At 65.8% G+C, this 18,096-nt stretch carries 17 protein-coding genes; 4 read left to right on the top strand and 13 right to left on the bottom strand.

What is annotated here, in order from left to right:
- Nucleotides 1–264 precede the first annotated feature (264 nt).
- On the bottom strand, nucleotides 265–2,295 hold the full coding sequence (locus ABFX56_RS02830) for a M3 family metallopeptidase (protein WP_346231765.1): 2,031 nt from the start codon (nucleotides 2,293–2,295) through the stop codon (nucleotides 265–267).
- Nucleotides 2,296–2,337: 42 nt separating this feature from the next.
- Here ABFX56_RS02830 and ABFX56_RS02825 point away from each other — a divergent pair, with 42 nt between their 5' ends.
- Together ABFX56_RS02825 and ABFX56_RS02820 are read left to right on the top strand one after the other, a co-directional pair.
- Entirely contained in the window at nucleotides 2,338–3,150 is an 813-nt protein-coding gene (locus ABFX56_RS02825) for a methyltransferase domain-containing protein (protein WP_346231764.1), read from the top strand.
- Between the two features lie 212 nt (nucleotides 3,151–3,362).
- Nucleotides 3,363–4,472, top strand: a complete 1,110-nt coding sequence (locus ABFX56_RS02820) for an Rv2578c family radical SAM protein (protein WP_346231763.1) — start codon at nucleotides 3,363–3,365, stop codon at nucleotides 4,470–4,472.
- Nucleotides 4,473–4,481: 9 nt separating this feature from the next.
- On the opposite strand, the gene ABFX56_RS02815 is transcribed toward ABFX56_RS02820, so the two are convergent.
- From ABFX56_RS02815 to valS, 3 genes are read right to left on the bottom strand one after another with little or no spacing between them, the layout of a single operon-like run.
- A complete protein-coding gene (locus tag ABFX56_RS02815; protein ID WP_346231762.1) occupies nucleotides 4,482–4,721 on the bottom strand; it encodes a hypothetical protein in 240 nt (79 codons plus the stop codon).
- Entirely contained in the window at nucleotides 4,721–5,167 is a 447-nt protein-coding gene (locus ABFX56_RS02810) for a GNAT family N-acetyltransferase (RefSeq protein WP_346231761.1), read from the bottom strand. The genes ABFX56_RS02815 and ABFX56_RS02810 overlap by 1 nt, the downstream gene beginning before the upstream one ends.
- Nucleotides 5,164–7,776, bottom strand: coding sequence for a valine--tRNA ligase (valS, locus tag ABFX56_RS02805; RefSeq protein ID WP_346231760.1), 2,613 nt, complete (start codon nucleotides 7,774–7,776; stop codon nucleotides 5,164–5,166). The genes ABFX56_RS02810 and valS overlap by 4 nt, the downstream gene beginning before the upstream one ends.
- A gap of 272 nt (nucleotides 7,777–8,048) precedes the next feature.
- Between valS and ABFX56_RS02800 the strand changes: the two genes are divergently transcribed.
- Nucleotides 8,049–8,642, top strand: a complete 594-nt coding sequence (locus ABFX56_RS02800; protein WP_346231759.1) for a hypothetical protein — start codon at nucleotides 8,049–8,051, stop codon at nucleotides 8,640–8,642.
- Between the two features lies 1 nt (nucleotide 8,643).
- Here ABFX56_RS02800 and ABFX56_RS02795 read toward each other — a convergent pair whose 3' ends face one another.
- The 6 genes from ABFX56_RS02795 to ABFX56_RS02770 form a co-directional block, all read right to left on the bottom strand.
- Nucleotides 8,644–9,354: an alpha/beta fold hydrolase gene (locus ABFX56_RS02795; protein WP_346233126.1), complete on the bottom strand. Its 711-nt coding sequence runs from the start codon at nucleotides 9,352–9,354 to the stop codon at nucleotides 8,644–8,646.
- A gap of 239 nt (nucleotides 9,355–9,593) precedes the next feature.
- Nucleotides 9,594–11,276 carry a dipeptide ABC transporter ATP-binding protein gene (locus ABFX56_RS02790; protein ID WP_346231758.1) on the bottom strand — a complete coding sequence of 561 codons (1,683 nt, stop codon included), beginning with the start codon at nucleotides 11,274–11,276 and terminating at the stop codon, nucleotides 9,594–9,596.
- Nucleotides 11,273–12,076: an ABC transporter permease gene (locus ABFX56_RS02785; protein ID WP_346231757.1), complete on the bottom strand. Its 804-nt coding sequence runs from the start codon at nucleotides 12,074–12,076 to the stop codon at nucleotides 11,273–11,275. Before ABFX56_RS02785 ends, ABFX56_RS02790 begins: the two co-directional genes overlap by 4 nt.
- A 19-nt stretch (nucleotides 12,077–12,095) precedes the next feature.
- Nucleotides 12,096–13,076: an ABC transporter permease gene (locus ABFX56_RS02780; protein WP_346231756.1), complete on the bottom strand. Its 981-nt coding sequence runs from the start codon at nucleotides 13,074–13,076 to the stop codon at nucleotides 12,096–12,098.
- Nucleotides 13,073–14,728, bottom strand: a complete 1,656-nt coding sequence (locus tag ABFX56_RS02775) for an ABC transporter substrate-binding protein (protein WP_346231755.1) — start codon at nucleotides 14,726–14,728, stop codon at nucleotides 13,073–13,075. Before ABFX56_RS02775 ends, ABFX56_RS02780 begins: the two co-directional genes overlap by 4 nt.
- A gap of 134 nt (nucleotides 14,729–14,862) precedes the next feature.
- The gene (locus ABFX56_RS02770) at nucleotides 14,863–15,462 is read right to left on the bottom strand and encodes a biotin transporter BioY (protein WP_346231754.1); all 600 of its coding nucleotides are present in this window, start codon (nucleotides 15,460–15,462) and stop codon (nucleotides 14,863–14,865) included.
- Between the two features lie 110 nt (nucleotides 15,463–15,572).
- Here ABFX56_RS02770 and ABFX56_RS02765 point away from each other — a divergent pair, with 110 nt between their 5' ends.
- Nucleotides 15,573–16,295, top strand: coding sequence for a ferredoxin--NADP reductase (locus tag ABFX56_RS02765; protein WP_346231753.1), 723 nt, complete (start codon nucleotides 15,573–15,575; stop codon nucleotides 16,293–16,295).
- A gap of 16 nt (nucleotides 16,296–16,311) precedes the next feature.
- On the opposite strand, the gene ABFX56_RS02760 is transcribed toward ABFX56_RS02765, so the two are convergent.
- The 3 genes from ABFX56_RS02760 to ABFX56_RS02750 form a co-directional block, all read right to left on the bottom strand.
- On the bottom strand, nucleotides 16,312–16,953 hold the full coding sequence (locus ABFX56_RS02760) for a hypothetical protein (protein WP_346231752.1): 642 nt from the start codon (nucleotides 16,951–16,953) through the stop codon (nucleotides 16,312–16,314).
- A gap of 64 nt (nucleotides 16,954–17,017) precedes the next feature.
- Entirely contained in the window at nucleotides 17,018–17,569 is a 552-nt protein-coding gene (locus ABFX56_RS02755) for a hypothetical protein (RefSeq protein WP_346231751.1), read from the bottom strand.
- Nucleotides 17,569–18,042 carry an SRPBCC family protein gene (locus ABFX56_RS02750; RefSeq protein ID WP_346233125.1) on the bottom strand — a complete coding sequence of 158 codons (474 nt, stop codon included), beginning with the start codon at nucleotides 18,040–18,042 and terminating at the stop codon, nucleotides 17,569–17,571. The genes ABFX56_RS02755 and ABFX56_RS02750 overlap by 1 nt, the downstream gene beginning before the upstream one ends.
- Between the last annotated feature and the right edge of the window lie 54 nt (nucleotides 18,043–18,096).

Genomic DNA, 18,096 nt, shown 5'->3' with positions numbered 1-18,096 from the left:
ACGGCTCGCGCTAACGTTCGCCTACTCAACCCGCGGGGGTGCGAGGGACGAGGCCGCGAATCGAAGCCTTGGTTTGCCCGCGGTTTCGATACGGCTCGCGCTAACGCTCGCCTACTCAACCCGCTGGTGTGCAAGGGACGAGGCCGCGTATCGAAGGTTTGCCCGCGGTTTCGATACGGCTCGCGCTGGCGCTCGCCTACTCAACTGGCGTCGGTTGAGTAGCCGACCGAGCTTGCGAGGCCAGCGTATCGAAGTCCAGGTGCGTCAGACGTCTAGCCCGCGCCGCTTCAGCAGCGGCTCGATCACGGCATCCCGACCACGGAACTCGCGGTAGGCCTGCAGCGGATCTTTCGATCCGCCGACGCCGAGCAACAGTTCCCGGAACCGGTCGCCGTTAGCACGGGTGAGTCCGCCGTTCTCCTTGAACCATTCGACAGTGTCGGCGTCGAGCACCTCGCTCCAGATGTACGAGTAGTAGCCCGCGTCGTAACCGCTGGAGAACGCATGAGCGAAGTAGGTGCTCGAGTAGCGCGATGGCACCGCCGGGTTGTCCAGACCTGCTGCGGCGAGGGCATCCGCTTCGAAGGTGGCGACGTCGGTGACGGCCGCGCCTGCGCCGATCGAGTGCCAGGCCTGGTCGAGCAGGGCAGCGGCGAGGTACTCGCTGGTCTTGAAGCCCTCGTTGAACTGTTCCGACGCGTGCAGCTTGTCCACCAGCTCCTGGGGCATCGGCTGGCCGGATTGGTGGTGCACGGCATAGTTCGTCAGCACTTCGGGCCACAGCATCCACATCTCGTTGACCTGGCTCGGGAACTCCACGAAGTCGCGGAACACATCGGTGCCGGCGAACTTGGGGTAGGTGACCCGGGCGAACAGGCCGTGCAAGGCGTGCCCGAACTCGTGGAACAGCGTGGTCACCTCGTCGTAGGTGAGCAGCGTGGGTTCCCCAGCCGCGGGCTTCGGCACGTTGTGGTTGTTGACCACGACCACCGGATGCTCGAGCAGGGCCGACTGGGAGATCAGCGGGTTCATCCAGGCACCGCCGCGCTTGGAGTCGCGAGTGTACAGATCGTAGACGAACAGGCCCACGGGCGAGCCGTCCTCGTTCTGAATCTCGAACACCCGCGCATCCGGATGGTAGGCGACAAGGTCGTGGCGCTCGGTGAAGGTGATCCCGTACAACTGCGTCGCGGCGAAGAAGACGCCGTCGTGCAGCACGCGCTCCGCCTCGAAGTACGGCCGCATCGCGGCGGTGTCCACGTCGAACGTGGCGGCGCGCACTTTCTCGGTGAGGTAGGCCCAGTCCCAGGCGGCGACCTCGAACTCGTCGCCGATCTGGTGCTGCAGTTCGGCCTGCTCGGCGCGGGCGTTGCGCGCGGCGGCGGGAGCGAGCCGGCCGAGCATGTCCGCGACCGCCGTCGGAGTTTTCGCCGTCTCGTCCGCCGTGACGAAGGCAGCGTGGCTGTCGAAGCCGAGCAGCTTCGCCCGCGCGGCGCGAAGCCGAGTGATCTGGAGCACGAGCTCCCGGTTGTCGTGCTTGCCGCCGCGGCTGCCACGCGACCGGGAGGCAGTCATGAGGCGTTGACGCACGGTTCGGTCGGTGAGGCTGGCCAGATACGGATGCCCGGTCGGCAGCACCAGCGTGATGAGGTACTTGCCGTCCAGTCCGCGGTCGTTCGCCGCTTGCGCCGCGGCGGAGATCTCACCCTCGGTCAAGCCATCCAACTCGGCGGCATCATCGATGACGACGGCCAGGTCATTCGTGTCGGCGAGGAGGTTCTTCTCGAACCGGGTGGAGAGGGTGGACAATTCACTGTTGTACGCCCTCAGTTGTTCCTTCTGTGCCGCGTCCAGGCCGGCGCCGGCGAGGGTGTACTCCGTGAAGTACCGCTCGATCAGGTAGGTGGTCTCGGCATCCGCGTTCAGCTCGTGGCGTTGCTCGTGAAGGGCCACGATGCGTCCGTACAGACTCGGGTTCAGCCGTATGGCGTCCTCGTGCTCGGCCAGCAGCGGGGCGATTTCCTCCTCGAGGGAGTTGGTGAAGTCGCTGCTGTCGGAGGAGGCCTTGTTGAAGAACACCGAGGCGACCCGTGCGAGCGTCTGGCCGCTGCGCTCGAGCGGCAACAGTGTGTTGTCGATGGTCGGGGCATCTGCGCTGTCGGCGATCGCCGCCACCTCGGTGAGCTGTTCGGCGAACCCGCGCTCGAATGCCGGGCGGTAGTGCTCGTCGCGGATGTCGGCAAACGGCGGCAGCCCGAACGGCAGCGTGCTGGGCGCGAAAAAAGGATTCGTCATCGTTCCATGCTAGTTTGAGCCGCCTCCGCCTAGGCTGGGGGCATGGTCGATCATCCCGGCGAGCATTACACCCACGGGCACCACGAAAGCGTCGTGCGGGCGCACAGTTGGCGCACCGTGGAGAACTCTGCCGCCTATCTGATTCCGCATCTCGAGGCCGGTGCCAGCATGCTCGACGTGGGGTGCGGTCCGGGCACGATCACCGTGGATTTTGCGAAGCGAGTCGCGCCGGGAACCGTGATCGGGCTGGATTCGGCTCCGGAAATCGTCGACAAGGCGCGCGTTCTCGCTCGCGATGCCGGGGTGCGCAATGTGGAGTTCACCGTCGGGGACGCCTACGCGCTGGACTATCCGGATGACGAATTCGACATCGTGCACACCCACCAAACGTTGCAGCACGTGTCCGATCCGGTATCGGTGTTGAGGGAGATGCGTCGGGTCGTGCGTCACGAGGGCGTCGTGGCGGCGCGCGAAGTGGATTATGACGGCATCATCTGGTACCCCGACCTCCCGGGGCTGACGAAATGGCGCGAGTTGTACTCGCAGGTGCACCGCTCCAACGGCGGGGAGCCGAATGCCGGGCGGCATCTCAAGTCCTGGGCGCTGGAGGCCGGGTTCTCTGATGTGGTGAGCGGCGCCTCGGTCTGGTGCTTCAGCACGGATGCCGACCGCCAGTGGTGGGGGACGATGTGGGAAGACCGGGTGCTGAAGTCCGCCTTCGCTGCGGATGCGGTGGGCAAAGGGATTGCGACGCACGACGATCTCGAGGAGGTCGCGGATGCCTGGCGCATCTGGACGGCCGATCCAGCCGGCTGGCTCACGATGACGCACGGCGAGATCCTCGGTCGCGGCTGACCCGGTACTCGAGCTGGTCGAGACCCCCACGAGTGCCCGTCTCTCTCCCGCCTCCCGGTGGTCGAGCTTGTCGAGACCCCGCAGGTGCCCGTCTCCTCCCGGTGGTCGAGCTTGTCGAGACCCCTATAAGTCTTCGTGTCTGATTTCGACAGCTCCCACCGCCACTGCGCGTGTCACTTGCATATCCTCCGTACTTATGTTCGACTAGATACATGCGGTGGAGCAGTCAGCAGATCAGCGAGGAGCAGCCCAATGCGCTGCCCGGGCTCGCGCGGCTCAACAACCTGGTGCGCACGGTGCGCACGCCGGAGTTCGACGGTGTCACCTTCTATGAGGTCCTCGCCAAAACCGCGTTGAACAAGATTCCCGGCAAGAGTGCATTGCCGTTCGGCTGGACGATCAATCCGATGCGCGGATGTCTGCATCGCTGCACCTATTGCTTCGCCCGCACCACGCACACCTATTTGGACTTCGACGCCGGGCGCGACTTCGACACGCAGATCGTCGTGAAGGTCAACGTGGCCGAGGTGCTTGCTCGGGAGGTGGCGAAGCCGACCTGGGGGAGGCATCCGGTCGCCCTGGGCACCAACACCGATCCGTATCAGCGGGCGGAGGGACGCTACCGGCTGATGCCTGGCATCATCGCAGCACTCGCCGACTCCGGCACCCCGTTTTCGATTCTCACCAAGGGAACGCTGCTGCGCCGCGACCTGCCGCTGCTCGCGGAGGCGAGCCAGCATGTGCCCGTCGACCTGGCGATGTCGATTGCGGTGTACGACGACGACCTGCAGCAGTCGGTCGAACCGGGCACTCCCACGGCGACTGCCCGGCTGGCGACGGTGACCGCCGTGCGCGAGCACGGGTTGAGCTGTTCGGTGTTCATGATGCCGATCCTGCCGTTTCTCACCGACTCCCGAGAGCATTTGGACGAGGGCTTGCGCCGCGCGAAGGCCGCAGGTGCCACCTCGGTGCTGTACACGGCCCTTTACCTGAAGCCTGGTGTGAGGGACTGGTTCATGCAGTGGCTGGTCATGGAGCATCCGGAACTCGTCGACAAGTACAACCAGCTGTACACCAGTGCCTATGCGCCGGTCGGGTATCGCAAGTGGCTCGCGGCGCGGATGAAGCCGCTCATCCGCAAGCACGGTCTGGAGCGCGGTCGGGAGGATCCGGTCACCGGGGGAGTGCGCTCCAGCGCACTGGGGATGGGCGGCCTGCGGAACGCCAACGGCGAGCGGGCCGGACGCTCGCTCATTTCCGAGGAGTTGCCGCCGGGGATGGCCTCGCGAATTGATCCGGCGACGCAGCACACGTTGTTCTGATCTCTTCGGTCAGTTGTCCTCATCGACCGCGTCGATGATCGTTGCTGTGTCGCTCGCGCTGTCGTACCGGATCGTCGTGCCGTCGTCGAGTTCGACGATGGGCTTGCCCTCCAGCCAGGTGAGGGTCCAGCGCCAGCCGGAAGTGTCGATCTCGTGGAGTTCGGCTTCGATGTCCGCGATCGCGCGTGTCACGGCATCCGGCAGCCGCGGCGGGGTGCCGCCGACGGGCCAACGCGTTCCGAGCTGCATCAGTCGAGCTTCAGGTCATAGGTGACCCACTCGGTGCGGGTCGCGAGTCGGTCGTAGAGGCGTTGCGCGGTGACGTTGTCGTTCGCGGTGATCCAGCGCACCACATCGCAGCCGCGCTCGGTGGCCAGTTCCTTCAGCCGCGCGATCAGAGCGGATGCTGCTCCACTGCCGCGCGCCTGGGGCGCCGTGAACAGGTCGTCGAGGTAGATGCCGGTGCGGCCGGCCAACGGGCGGGCGAACTCCCGGTAGTGCGCGAGACCGATCGGCTGATCGTCTGCGTCGACCGCGACGAGGGCGAAGCTCTCGTGCTGCGGGTCGAGCAGCCAGCCCCATACCCGGTCGGCGTTCTCCTGCGACAGCGGCACCTCATAGAACTCCCCATACCCGGCGTAGAGCGCCTGCCACGCGGCCCGGTCCCGTGCCTCGAGGTCGCGGACGAGGATCATGCCGGCTGTTCCGCGAGCACGATACCGGTGACCGCGACGGTGTCGGATTCGGCGAAGTCGACGGCCTCGATGCGTCCAACGGCCTTGAGGTCGTCGAGACCCCCGCGCAACACGGCTGGTCCGGTGATGGTGGCGGAGATCACGCCGGTCTTCTGTGATGCCTTGGCGTCGGTCTTGGCGCGCCGGATGCCGATGAGCGCCTCACCGACCAAACCGAGCAGGCCAGTGGGCTGCGCATCAGTCGGCGCCGTGGGCCAGGCGGCCGTGTGCACCGAGCCGTCGCGCGCGGAACTGTCATGAGTCCACGACCACACCTCTTCGGCGGCGAAGGGGATAAACGGCGCGAACAAGCGCAGCAGCACATCCAGTGCGGTGCGCAGGGTCCGTACGGCGGATGCCTGACCTTCGGGGGTGCCGGCGCCGTATGCGCGCTCCTTGACCAGCTCCAGGTAGTCGTCGCAGAAGGTCCAGAAGAATTGTTCCGTGACCTCCAGGGCTCGAGCGTGGTCGAACTCGTCGAATGCCTTGGTGGCGGTCTCGACGACCTTCCCCAGTTCGGCCAGCAGGTCGACATCGAGCGCCTCGGTCGGGTGCCCGCTTGGCACGTCAGCGGAGACCGGGAACGAGTACACGAACTTCGCCGCGTTGAGCACCTTGATCGCCAGGCGCCGCCCGATCTTCATCTGCTTCGGGTTCTGCGGGTCGAAGGCGGCGTCGGTGCCGAGCCGGCTGGAGGCGGCCCAGTAGCGCACCGCATCCGAGCCGTGCTCGTCGAGCATCGCGGCCGGGGTGACCACGTTGCCCTTGGACTTGGACATCTTCTTGCGGTCAGGGTCGACGATGAAGCCGCTGATGCCCGCGTTGTGCCACGGGACGGTACCGTGCTCGAGCTCGGCGCGGAGCATGGTGGAGAACATCCAGGTGCGGATGATGTCCTGACCCTGGCTGCGCAGTGAGTAGGGGAAGACGAGGTCGAACAGCTCCGGGTCGCGCTCCCAGCCGCCGGCGATCTGCGGGGTGAGCGAGGAGGTGGCCCAGGTGTCCATGATGTCCACCTCGCCGATGAAGCCGCCGGGCACGCCGCGCTGGCTTTCGTCGTAGCCGGGCGCGGTATCGGAGGCGGGGTCGATCGGCAGTGAGTCTTCGGGCGGCACGATCACCGCGCCCTTGTCGCCGGCGGCATCCAGTTGGTACCAGACCGGGATCGGCACGCCGAAGAAGCGCTGCCGGGAGATCAGCCAGTCGCCGGTGAGGCCGCCCACCCAGTTCTCGTAGCGCACCCGCATGAACTCCGGGGTGAAGTTGACCTGCTTGCCGCGGGCGAGCATGCTGTCGCGTAGGTTCTCGTCGCGGGCGCCATTGGTGATGTACCACTGCAGCGTCGAGACGATCTCCAGCGGCTTGTCGCCCTTCTCGAAGAACTTGACCGCGTGGCTGATCGGTTTCGGTTCGCCGATCAGTTCGCCGGACTCGCGCAGCAGCTCGACCACCTTGGCCTTGGCGCTGAACACGGTCTTGCCGGCGATCTCGGCATAGGCGGCCTTGGCGGCATCGGTGGTGATGACATCCGGGGCTTCGGCGATGATGCGTCCATCGCGGCCGATGATGGTGCGGTTGGGCAGGTCAAGCTCGCGCCACCAGACCACGTCGGTGACGTCACCGAAGGTGCAGATCATCGCGATGCCGCTGCCTTTGTCCTTCTCGGCGAGGTGGTGGGCGAGCACCGGCACCTCGACGCCGAAGATCGGCGTGGTCACGGTGGTGCCGAACAGCGCTTGGTAGCGCTCGTCATCCGGATGCGCCACCAGCGCCACGCAGGCCGGCAGTAGCTCCGGGCGGGTGGTTTCGATGTGCACGTCGCTGCCATCGGGGCGGTGGAAGGCGACCCGGTGGTAGGCGCTGGTGACCGGCTTGTCTTCCAGTTCGGCCTGGGCGACGGCGGTGCGGAAGGTGACATCCCACAGCGTGGGGGCCTCGGCCTGGTACGCCTCGCCGCGGGACAGGTTCCGCAGGAAGGCGCGCTGGGCCGCGGTCTGCGACTTCGGGCCGATGGTGCGGTAGGTCTGGGCCCAGTCGACCGAGAGGCCGAGCTTGCGCCAGAGCGCCTCGAACTGCTTCTCATCCTCAGCGGTGAGGGTCTCGCACAACTCGATGAAGTTGCGCCGGCTGATCGGCTTCTGGTCGGCGGCCTTGGAGCTCTTGTTGTCGCCGCCCTCGAACGGCGGGGTGAAGTCGCTCTCGTACGGTAGCGACGGGTCGCAGCGCACGCCGTAGTAGTTCTGCACCCGGCGCTCGGTGGGCAGCCCGTTGTCGTCCCAGCCCATCGGGTAGAAGATGCTCCTGCCGCGCATCCGCTGATAGCGGGCGATCAGGTCCATGTGGGTGTAGCTGAACACATGGCCGATGTGCAGCGAGCCGGATGCCGTCGGCGGGGGAGTGTCGATGGAGAAGATGGGATGCGCGTCGTTCGCTGAGGCGATCCCGTTCGCTGAGGCTCTCGAAGCGAGCGCCGCCTCACGATCGAACCGGTACGTCCCCTGGGCTTCCCAGGATTCCCCCCACTTGGCTTCCAGTCCTTCGAGGACGGGCTTCTCCGGGATCGCGGCCATAGGGGTACTCCGATTCAATATGTGCGGCACCGAGTCAACGAGGAGGTGCCTGAGTGTGGGTTCTGGTATCCAATCTACCGGGTGGTTCAGCGCGCGACCCAGCGATACCTTCTCCAGGCATCCGGTCCTCGCAGCTCGTCGACATCGAACGCCTGGTGATTGTCTGCCTCCGGCTTGCCGGCTGACACAACACTAGATTTCGTCGCATCCGATGGCGAAGATGAACTATGCGATCAGAACGGCCGATTCCGGGCAATCCATGGCCACATGACATGGTCATCAGCATCGACGAGAATCCCAACAACATCTGCCAGTTGCTGTTCATCAGGAGTGCATGGGGAATCGCTTCGGATGTCGAGATTCCGATGCTCGATCCGATGCCGGATGCCGGCACCTCCGGTATGCCTTCCAGCGCGAGTGAGTTGGAGTGGTCGACCCGGTGGAAACGAGAGTGGTTCCGGGCCTGGCAGTGGTACTCGATCAGTGACTCTCGACAGCGGGTGACATCGGAACTGTTGCGGCGGCTTTCGACGCCAGGGCAGCCGCTGAATCCGGCGTTCCCGCCGTTCTGGCAGGGCGAGTACGGTGATGACGGCTTAGACTCTTCGGCCCGCGACCAATGGCAACGTGCATCACGCCCCGAGATGCTTGTCGCGCTCGAAAGCACGCCGGAACGCGTCTGTCTGGATGCGCTGATCGCCGCCTGGAACACGGGCCTCGAAACTGTGGTGACGTTGCCGTACGCGGGCTACTTCGCTCAGCGGATCTCGGCGAAGCATCTGGTTGTTTCGGCGACTACTCGGGCGCGTCCGGAGTCTTACAATCAGGCTTTGGCGAGCCCGCTGATCGCGGATTGGCAACCATGAGCTACTGCCCGCCCTCGCGGTCGACGGCGGCCAAGATTATCTCGCCCAACTCGACCGGCCGGGTGAACTGGGGCCAGTGCCCGGTCGGCAGATCGACGTACTCGACATCGCGGATGCGGGCCAGTTCGGCTACGTAGGGCTGGCCGGCGTCAATCCACTCGCCGATCTGGGCGGAGGCCATTTCGCACGAGATCACCGTTGCGGGCACCTCGTAGCGTCGTTCGTCGTGCAGGTGTTGCTGATCGTAGGCCACGCCCCGCGGCTCAGGCCTTGCCCGCGCCCGGAACGCCGCCCGCAACCCGTCGTCCAAGTCGACGAGGTCAGCCTTGTCGAAGCCGCCCCACGGCGGCAGGGGGATATCGTCCCCGTCCGCCGGCAGTTGGTCGTTGATGGCGTCGTCCTCGGCCTGCGGAACGCAGTCGACATAGATCGCGCGAACGACCCGGTCCGGACGGGCGTCGACGGCACCGTGAACGATCGGCCCGCCGCCCGAATGGCCGACCAGCACGACGGGGTTGGCAAGCTCATCGATTTTCCCGACTACCGCGTCGACGTGGTCGCGGAGCCCGATGCCGGCTCGGGAGGCGTCGGGCGACTCCAGCCCCGGCAGGGTGAGCGGATGCACCCCGTGTCCTGCCTCGACGAGAGCTGGCGTGACCTCCGCCCACGACGAGGCATCCAGCCAGAATCCGGGAACCAGGATGATGTCGATGCCGAAACGATACTCGTGCTGCGATGTCACGAGACTGACCTGTCAACGGTGTCGTGAGACAAGACATGCGGCCCCGGCGTTGGGTGGTTTCGATACGCTCGCGCTGGCGCGCTCGCTACTCAACCCACTAAGAAGTTGCCTGGTTTCGATAGGCTCGCGCTGGCGCGCTCGCTACTCAACCCACTAAGAAATAGCGGGTTGAGTAGCGCGCCAGCGCGTATCGAAACCACCCGGCCGGGTTACGCGCGTCTGAGCGCCGACGCCAGCAGCCGCTGTGTGTACGGATGCTCCGGGGCCGCGAAAAGCTGCTCCGCCGTGCCGGTCTCCACGATGCGGCCCTTGGACATCACCGCAACCCGATCGCTGACGTGCCGGATTACCCCCAGGTCGTGCGAGATGAACAGGTAGGCCAGGCCGAGCGACGCCTGCAGGTCGTCGAGCAGGTCAAGCACTTGCGCCTGAATGGAGACATCCAGCGAGGAGACCGGTTCATCGCAGATCAGCACCCGCGGGCTGGCCGCGATGGCGCGCGCGATGGACACGCGCTGCCGTTGACCGCCGGACAGGCTGCGGGTGCGGCGTGTCATCAGGTCGGGGGAGAGGCCCACCGACTCCAGCAGGTCCGTAATGCGCTCGCGCTGCGAGCTGGGCCGGATGCTGCGTCCGTTCGTGATGGCGTCGGAGAGGATTCGCTCGACGGTCCAGCGTGGATCGAAGGAACTGAGCGGATCCTGGTAGATCGCCCCGATGAGGCCGCGCCGACCGCGCCGCTGAGCTTCCGGCAGTGCGCTCCAGGGCTGCCCGATCAGCCGCACCTCGCCGGTGTCCGGCCGGGTGAGCCCTAGCGCAATCCGCGCGGTAGTCGTTTTGCCGGAACCGGATTCGCCGACGAGACCGAGAGTGGTGCCCGCCGAAAGGGTCAGGGAAACCGCCTCCACCGCCTGAAAATCGTCGCCGTCGGGGGTGCGGAACCGCTTGGACACCGCGATGACGTCCAAGACTGGTGGAGCAACTTCCAGGGCGGTGGCGACTGGAGCAGGCGAGGCGCTCGCGGCATCCGGCTCGGCTCGGACATCGGGAGAGTGGGCCGGTGCCGGACTCGTGGACAGCGGCGATTCCCCCGAGAGCCGCGTGCCGCGCGGATGCCGCCACGGAATGGCCAGCAACAGCCGCCGGGTGTACTCGTGCCGCGGATTCGCGAGCACCGCGTCGGTCAACCCGGTTTCGACGATCTCACCGGCGCGCATCACCGCGACTCGATCGGCGACGCGCTCGACCACAGCGAGGTCGTGAGTGATCAGCAGCACTGCGGTGCCGCGGGCCCGCAACGTGTCGAGCAGCTCGAGGATCTGCGCCTGGATCGTGACATCGAGGGCGGTGGTGGGCTCGTCGGCGATGAGCAGCGGCGGCGACAGCGCGATCGCCGAGGCGATGAGCGCGCGCTGGCGCAGCCCGCCCGAGAGTTCGCCAGAGCGCTGCCCGGCCGTGAGCGCCGGATCCGGGATGCCGGCGTCGGCGAGCAGCTCGAGGACGCGGCCACGCCGGGCGCGCGGTCCGAGGTCGGTGTGCAGTCGCAGCGTGTCATCGATCTCCCGCCCGACAGTGCGCACCGGGTCGAGAGACACCAGCGCATCCTGCAGGATGAATCCGATCTGCTTGCCCCGGATGCTGCGCCATTTCTTCTCGGAGGCGAACAACAAGTTTGTGCTTCCCAGAGCGATCGCCTTGGCGTGCACCTCGGCGCCGACCCCGGTGAGTCCGATCAGAGTGCGCGCGGTGACGCTCTTGCCGGAGCCCGACTCGCCGACGAGGGCCAGACATTCGCCGGCGCCAATGCTCAGCGACACATTCTTCACGACAGCGGGTGCCTCGCGCCCAAAGCGCACCGAGAGGTTCTCCACGCGAAGCAACGGGGCGGTCACGAGCCACGCACCCGGGTCTGGAAGGCGCGGCCCAGCACCGTCGCGGCGGAAGCACTGAGCACGATGAACAGGCCGGGGTAGAACGTCATCCACCAGGCCGAACTGATGTAGGTGCGCCCGGCGGAAAGCATCGCGCCCCACTCGGCGGTCGGTGGCTGTGCACCCAGGCCGAGGTAACTCAGCGACGACGCCCACACCACCGATTGCCCGACACCGAGCGTCACGAGCACGAAGAGGGTGCCGCCGACATTGGGCAGGATGTGCCGAGTGAGTCGCTGCCACGGCGTACGCCCGAGTACCAGGGCGGCCTCCACGAAGGCCGCTCCGCGCACCGACAGCATCGAACTGCGAACAATCCGCGCATAGCCCGGCGCAGTCGCGAGGCCGACCGCGATGGTCGAGGTAGCCACACCCGGACCGTAGATGACGATGAACAGCAGGGCAAGCAGCAGCCCGGGGAAGGCGAACATCACCTCGAGCAGCCGGTTGGTGCCGAAATCCAGCCAGCGCGGACCGAGGCCCGCGGCCGTGCCTAGGATGATGGCCAAACCGACACCAATCGCCGTGGCGGCCACGCCGATCAGCAGCGAGGGCCCGGCGCCGTGCACGACCCGGGTGAACAGATCCCGGCCGGACTCGTCGGTGCCGAACCAGTGCGCGAGCGACGGCCCCTGGAAGCTGTCGATCGGGTTGATGCCGAGCGGATCGGCGGGCGCGATCAGCTGGGGTGTCACGGCGCAGAGAATCAGAAAGACAATGAGCGCGCCGCTGATGGCTTCGGCAGCGGTTGGTCGGCGCATCACGAGTCGGTCTCAGCCACTATGCCGTCGCTTTCAGGCGCGGGTCGGCGATCCGATCGAGCACGTCCGCCGCGACCGTGACCAGGCAGTAGGCCAGTGCGACCACGAGCACAATGCCACTGACCAGCAGCACGTCCCGGTCCTGCACCGCACGAAGCAGGGAGCGGCCAAGACCCGGGCGAGCGAACACCGTCTCCACCACGACGGCGCCGCTCACCAGCGACCCGAACGCCCACCCGGAGAGGCTGATCGCCGGCAGCGCGGCGTGCCGCAGCGCGTGCCGCCAGAGGATGCCGCCCTCCGACTCACCACGGGCACGCGCCGAGAGCACGTAGGGGGAGTTCAGCGAATCCAGCAAGGATTCCCGCATCACCTGGCCGAGGAATCCGGCCAGCGGGATGGCGAGCGTTGCCACCGGCAGGATCAGCCCGAGCGGACCGGGCACGTTGACCGCGGGCAGCCACCCCAGGCTGGAACTGAACAGCAGGATGAGCACGGTGCCGAGCCAGAAGTGCGGCACCGCGGCGGCGACGATCTCCAGCGCCGAGCCCATCGCCCACGCGGCGCGGCCGCCGCGGGTGGACCAGGTCGCCAGCGCCAGGGCGAGCAGCCAGGCAGCGATGAGCGACCAGACGGCGAGGCTCAGCGTGTTGCCCAGTTGTTCGCCGATGATCGTCGAGACGTTCTCGTGCAACGAGTAGGAAGAGCCCAGGTCACCGGTGAACCAGCGACCCAGCTGGCGAACGTACTGAACGATGATCGGCTGGTCCAGTCCATAGGTGATCCGCACCTGGGCGAGGGCCTCGGCACTGGCTTGCGAACCTGGACCGCCGAGCACCGCCTGGGCCGGATCGCCCGGGATGAGCCTGATCGAGAAGAAGGTGATCGTCGCGGTGGCCCAGAGCACGAAGACTAGCCCGATCACTCGGGTGACCAACCACCGGAGCGGCCGGGAGGAGCGCACGCGCTCCGCCGGTATCGCTCCGGTGGCGAGGGTCACTTATTCAGCCAGGCGTCGTAGAAGACCGGGGTGGATACGCTCGGCAGCGCCCGCAGTCCCACAACGTTGCTGCGCAGCAGGTAGTGGTTCTGCTGGTCGTACAGCGGCAGGATGTAGTAGCCCTCAAGCACCAGCTTCTGTGCCTGCTTGTACAGGTCGGCGCGCTCATCAGCGTCCGAAACCTGGCTGGCCTTCGTCAACAGTTCGTCGAGCTTCGGGATGTTGACCTGCGCGTGGTTGGCGAAGTACCCGCTCGGGGCCGGCGTGATGCCGTCGGAGTGGAACAGGATGCGCAGCACATCCGGGCCGACCTTGGTGTAGGGAGCGCTCACGGCGTCGTACTGGTTCTGTCCCAGGGCGCCATACCAGCTGGACAGATCCATCTGCTTCAGTTGCACGTCGAAGCCGACCTTCTTGGTGGTCGCCTGGATCTGTTCGAACAGGGACTGCTCGGCCGGGATCGATTGGTTCGTGCTCACCGGGAATTGCACGGTGAGGCGCTTGCCGTCCTTGGTGCGATAGCCGTCACTGTCCTTCGCGGTCCAGCCGGCGGCATCCAGCAGCTGGTTCGCCTTCGCTGGGTCCACAGTGAACAGGTCTGGTTCGGAATAGCCGAGCTTCTCGATGCTGGACAGCGCCGAGTAGGAGCGCTTGGCGGTGCCGAAGAACAGGCTTTGGATGCCGGGGTTCACATCCGCAGCCCGGATGAACGCCTCCCGCACCTTGACGTCGTCGAACGGCGCCTGGCCGGAGTTGAGTTCGATGCGGTTGGATGCGCCGGGTCGTGGGGCGTTGAGTTCCTTCAGCTGGGTCGTCTTCTTGGCCGCGACGATCGTGTCGGGCTGGGCGTTGTCGATCACGTCGACCTCGCCGGCCTGGAGTGCGGCGTACCGTGACGCGGAATCGGGGATGAAGCGCCACACGATCGTGTCGAGGTAGGCCGGGCCAGTGTGGCCGGCGTCGGCGGGCGGCGAGGTGTAGTCCTTGTTGCGGGTGAGGGTGATCGAGTCCTGCTTCTTCCACGCGGTCACCACGAACGGACCCGTGCCCACCGGTGCCGCGCAGTTCTCTTCCTGGCTGCGCTGCAGCGCCTTGGCGGACTCAATCGCGACCCAGGGCTGGCTCAGGGAGTCGAGCAGGGAGGAGTCGGGGGAGCTGAGGATGAGCTGGATGTCGTTGTCGCTCACAACCTTCGTGTCTGCCACCTTGGCCAGTGCGAGGTAGCCGGTGGATGAGCCGGTCTTGGGGTCCTGGAGGTGTTTAATGTTGGCTTGGATGGCGGTGGCGTCCAGCGGTGTGCCGTCGGTAAACGTCACGCCGTCGCGCAGGGTGAAGTCCCAGGTCAGGCCGTCGTCGCTGACCTTCCACTTTTCGGCGAGCCAGGGGATGATCTCGCCCTTGTCGTCCTTGGAGACCAACGACTCGAGATACTGGCTGCCGACCAGGGCTTGCGGGTAGTTGCCGCCGACGTGGGGATCGAGGCAGGTGGGTTCTGCATCGCCGCTGGCGTAGGTCAGTGTGCCGCCGGACACCGGCGTGTCACTGGCTTTGGTCGGCGAAGACTGCGGTGAGCAGCCGGTCAGTATCAGGGCAAGCAATCCCAGAGTGGCTGTGGAGGCGATGGCGGTGCGGTGGAGCAGGGTTGTGGACATGAATCCTCATGGATGCGAGTGAATGGTGCGAGCGGCAGAGTGCCGGGCGCAGTCAACGCGATTGCGTGCATCCAACATTACTGTACTCAGACCATCAATGACATCGAAGGTACCCACGTACCGTGGGGCGGGCGTTACTTGCGCTTGTCGTCGATCCGCTTCACGAGCTTCCAGGCGCTGGGGATCAGGGCTGTGGCCAGAGCCGCTTTGAGGACTTCGGTGACGGCGAACGGGTACAGCCCGCCAGCCAGAGTTTCTTGCAGACCGAGGTGCAACGACAGGGAAAGACCCATGAGACCGAACGCGAAGATCACCACGCCGCCGGCGACGAACGATACCGCGGCGCCGAGGAATTTCTTGTCCCAGTTGGACTGTGCCAACCAGCCGGTGAGCGCGGCAGCGAAGACGAAGCCGATGATGTAGCCGCCGGATGCGCCGAACAGCACGGCTGGGCCGGACGTCGCACCACCGAAGATGGGCAGGCCCACTAGGCCGAGTACGGCGTAGAGCAGCATGGAGAGAGTGCCGCGGGCGGTGCCGAGCGTGCTGCCCACGATCAACACGACGAACGTCTGCATGGTGAACGGCACCGGGTACATCGGGATGATCAATTGGGCCGACAGTGCAGTCAAGGCGGTGCCGGACAGGATGAGCGCAAGGTCGGTGACGGCGCTGCGGGCGAAGATCCGGTCGGCAAGGGTGGGTCGTGCAAGAGTCAGTGCGAAGTTCGACACGCGGCTCTCCTTTCAGCGTTGGGGGGCCTATTCCGCCATTACTCTATCGGCCGACCGGCCTGCCAATCGGAGGATACTGAGAAGTCCGAGCACCAGAGAAGGGCGTTTTTGTGTCATTGCCTCGCGTGAAGTTGGTCAAGAAAGAAGAAGTTGCCGAACGCACTATGGCGTTTCACTTCGAAAAACCGGACGGGTTCGAGTTCAAGGCGGGGCAGTTCGCCGATTACACGATTTTGAATCCGTCGGAAACTGATGATGAGGGCAACATCCGCGGCTTCTCGTTCGCCAGCGCACCGTTCGAACATCATCTTGTGTCGGTGACGCGGTTGCGCGACACTGCGTTCAAACGAGTCTTGAAGGACCTGCCGCTCGGCACCGAACTCGAGCTGGATGCCCCCTACGGTGGCTTCACCCTGCACAACAAGGTCACCCGGCCTGCCGTGTTCCTCACCGGTGGGATCGGCATCACTCCGGTGCGCAGCATGGTTCTTCAGGCTGCCCATGACCACACCGCTCACAAGATCACCGTGCTGTACTCCAACACGCGTCCCGAGGATGCCGCCTTCCTCGACGAACTGACCCTCGTCGCCGAGACGAGCGAGAATCTTACCTTCGTGCCCACGATGACCAAGCCCGAGCAGTCCCTGCGCGAGTGGGCCGGCGAAACCGGACGAATCGACGCGAACATGCTGTCCCGGCACGTGCCGGATCTCACCGCTCCGATCTACTACTTGTGCGGTCCCGCTGGGCTCGTCGTAGCCATGCGCTCGGTGCTGAACTCCGCCGGAGTCGATGACGACGACATCCGCACCGAGGAATTCACAGGATATTGAACGATCTCGCCGCGCCTCACGGCGAGGGCGAAGGAGTTTGCGTTGCGCTCGGGGTTGCGCTCGGCGGGGTTGTCGGCGTCGGCTCCGCCGCTGAAGGAGTCGGCGTACTCGTAGGCGCCGGCGGCGGCGGTGCGCTTGTGGTCGGTGACGGGGTGGGCGTTTGGCTCGGCGCCTGACTCGGGGTCGGCGGAGCGCTCGGGCTGGTGGTCACGCTGGGCGTGGCCGACGGTGCAGTGCTGACGGCGGGACTCGGTGAGGCTGTCGAAGGCGCCCCGTTGCCCTGGTTCAGCAGCATGACCAGAAACACGATCCCCGCGGCGAGAAGCAGGGCGGCGATAATCAGCGCGGTGATCAGTGGGCCGCCGAGTCGGCGGTCCGGCAGAACCGACGTCTCTTCGATGTCGGTGGCCGGGGACGCAATCGGCACATAGCTGAGATCGGATCCGTACGGTTCCGTGGGGGTGCCGGGAACGTACGGTTCCGTGGGGGTGCCGGGAACGTACGGTTCGGTGGGGGTGCCGGGAACGTACGGTTCGGTGGGGGCGTCAGCGTCCGGCACGTACGGTTCCGTGGGCGGAGAATCATCCGGCACCTCGGGCAATGGCTTGGTAGGCACATCGTCGGCGTCCAATCCGCCCGGTGTCGAATTATCAGTCATGGTGTCCCCAGCATGTACCGAACCAGCCGTTTTCGCTCGTTGACGCCGCGATCGGTGCAGACGCCTACGACTTTTTTCCCTGTTCGGCCGCCTCGCGAAGCTCTTCGTCGGTCAGGATCGGCCGGTCCGCATCCGGGGTGTCGTGCTGAGGCGGCACGCGGAGTCGCTCCATGTACGGCGTTGGCTTCTTGCGGCGATAGTCAAGGAATTCCTTGCCGTAATAGGCCCGAGCCTCATCGGGAGTCTTCTGGCCCGAGACGATGTCGTGCATCAGGTTCAGGGCAAGGAAGTTCGCCTGTTCGTCGGGGCACCGTGCGGACACCTCGCCGGCGGTCCGTTCAGCCACCACGCTCCCATCGAAGAGCGCGAGGCTGGAGAACTTGTCCGCCGGCACCCGGTAATCGATCACGCTTTCCACCGAATCGGTGTGAGGCGTGGGGAAATCGTGCTGGAAGAACGCCTTCGAGGCGATCACCCGTTTGCACCCGCTGATGTCGCGCCAGACCAGCCGTGACGGGGTCACCTCGTCCGGTTCACCGTGGGCATCAAGCACCAGTCTGGCGGCCTCGCGGGCCTTCTCCGGCCAGGCGTCGATGATGTCAGAACCGGTGGGCATCAGCGTCCCGTCGCGTCGTCGTCGCGGTCGATGGCTCCGCGCCACGCGCCGGTCTCGAATCCGTTGGATTCGATGAGTTCCTTGAACTTGCGGAGGTCCTTGGCGATCTGCATGTCGTCGACTTGCAGGGCGGCGCCAATCGTCTCGATGGCGCCTTCTGGTTCCCAATCAAGGCGCACCGAGATGCGGGCTTCATCCGGGTTCAACCGGTGGAAGGTGACCACTCCCGCGTGTGCTTCGCCGTCAGTGCTCATCCAGGCGATGCGCGTGTCAGGAATCTGCTCGGTGATCTCAGCATCGAATTCACGCTTCACTCCGGCGATGGACACCTTCCAGTGCGTGTTCCGGTCGTCCAGCTGAACGACTTCGTCGACCCCGGAGAGGAACTGCGGAAACGACTCGAACTGAGTCCACTGGTTGTACGCCGTGCTCACCGGAACTTCAACGTCGATATCTGCATTGACCGTGCTCATCGCGATGACCTTCTTTCGTCGGTTCGTGCTCATTCGGTTACGCCTGCCTCTATA

Origin of the sequence: Parafrigoribacterium mesophilum, from assembly GCF_039652555.1 — a bacterium.
GTDB classification, from domain to species: domain Bacteria; phylum Actinomycetota; class Actinomycetes; order Actinomycetales; family Microbacteriaceae; genus Parafrigoribacterium; species Parafrigoribacterium mesophilum.
Note: the sequence above shows the minus strand (reverse complement) of the source record. Positions and strands in the feature narration are given on the sequence as shown.

What these genes read in the sequence shown, in the direction of transcription:
- ABFX56_RS02830 (WP_346231765.1), bottom strand. Translation starts at nt 2,295, where the DNA reads ATGACGAATCCTTTTTTCGCGCCCAGCACGCTGCCGTTCGGGCTGCCG.
- ABFX56_RS02825 (WP_346231764.1), top strand. Translation starts at nt 2,338, where the DNA reads ATGGTCGATCATCCCGGCGAGCATTACACCCACGGGCACCACGAAAGC.
- ABFX56_RS02820 (WP_346231763.1), top strand. Translation starts at nt 3,363, where the DNA reads ATGCGGTGGAGCAGTCAGCAGATCAGCGAGGAGCAGCCCAATGCGCTG.
- ABFX56_RS02815 (WP_346231762.1), bottom strand. Translation starts at nt 4,721, where the DNA reads ATGCAGCTCGGAACGCGTTGGCCCGTCGGCGGCACCCCGCCGCGGCTG.
- ABFX56_RS02810 (WP_346231761.1), bottom strand. Translation starts at nt 5,167, where the DNA reads ATGATCCTCGTCCGCGACCTCGAGGCACGGGACCGGGCCGCGTGGCAG.
- valS (WP_346231760.1), bottom strand. Translation starts at nt 7,776, where the DNA reads ATGGCCGCGATCCCGGAGAAGCCCGTCCTCGAAGGACTGGAAGCCAAG.
- ABFX56_RS02800 (WP_346231759.1), top strand. Translation starts at nt 8,049, where the DNA reads ATGGTCATCAGCATCGACGAGAATCCCAACAACATCTGCCAGTTGCTG.
- ABFX56_RS02785 (WP_346231757.1), bottom strand. Translation starts at nt 12,076, where the DNA reads ATGCGCCGACCAACCGCTGCCGAAGCCATCAGCGGCGCGCTCATTGTC.
- ABFX56_RS02775 (WP_346231755.1), bottom strand. Translation starts at nt 14,728, where the DNA reads ATGTCCACAACCCTGCTCCACCGCACCGCCATCGCCTCCACAGCCACT.
- ABFX56_RS02760 (WP_346231752.1), bottom strand. Translation starts at nt 16,953, where the DNA reads ATGACTGATAATTCGACACCGGGCGGATTGGACGCCGACGATGTGCCT.
- ABFX56_RS02755 (WP_346231751.1), bottom strand. Translation starts at nt 17,569, where the DNA reads ATGCCCACCGGTTCTGACATCATCGACGCCTGGCCGGAGAAGGCCCGC.
- ABFX56_RS02750 (WP_346233125.1), bottom strand. Translation starts at nt 18,042, where the DNA reads ATGAGCACGGTCAATGCAGATATCGACGTTGAAGTTCCGGTGAGCACG.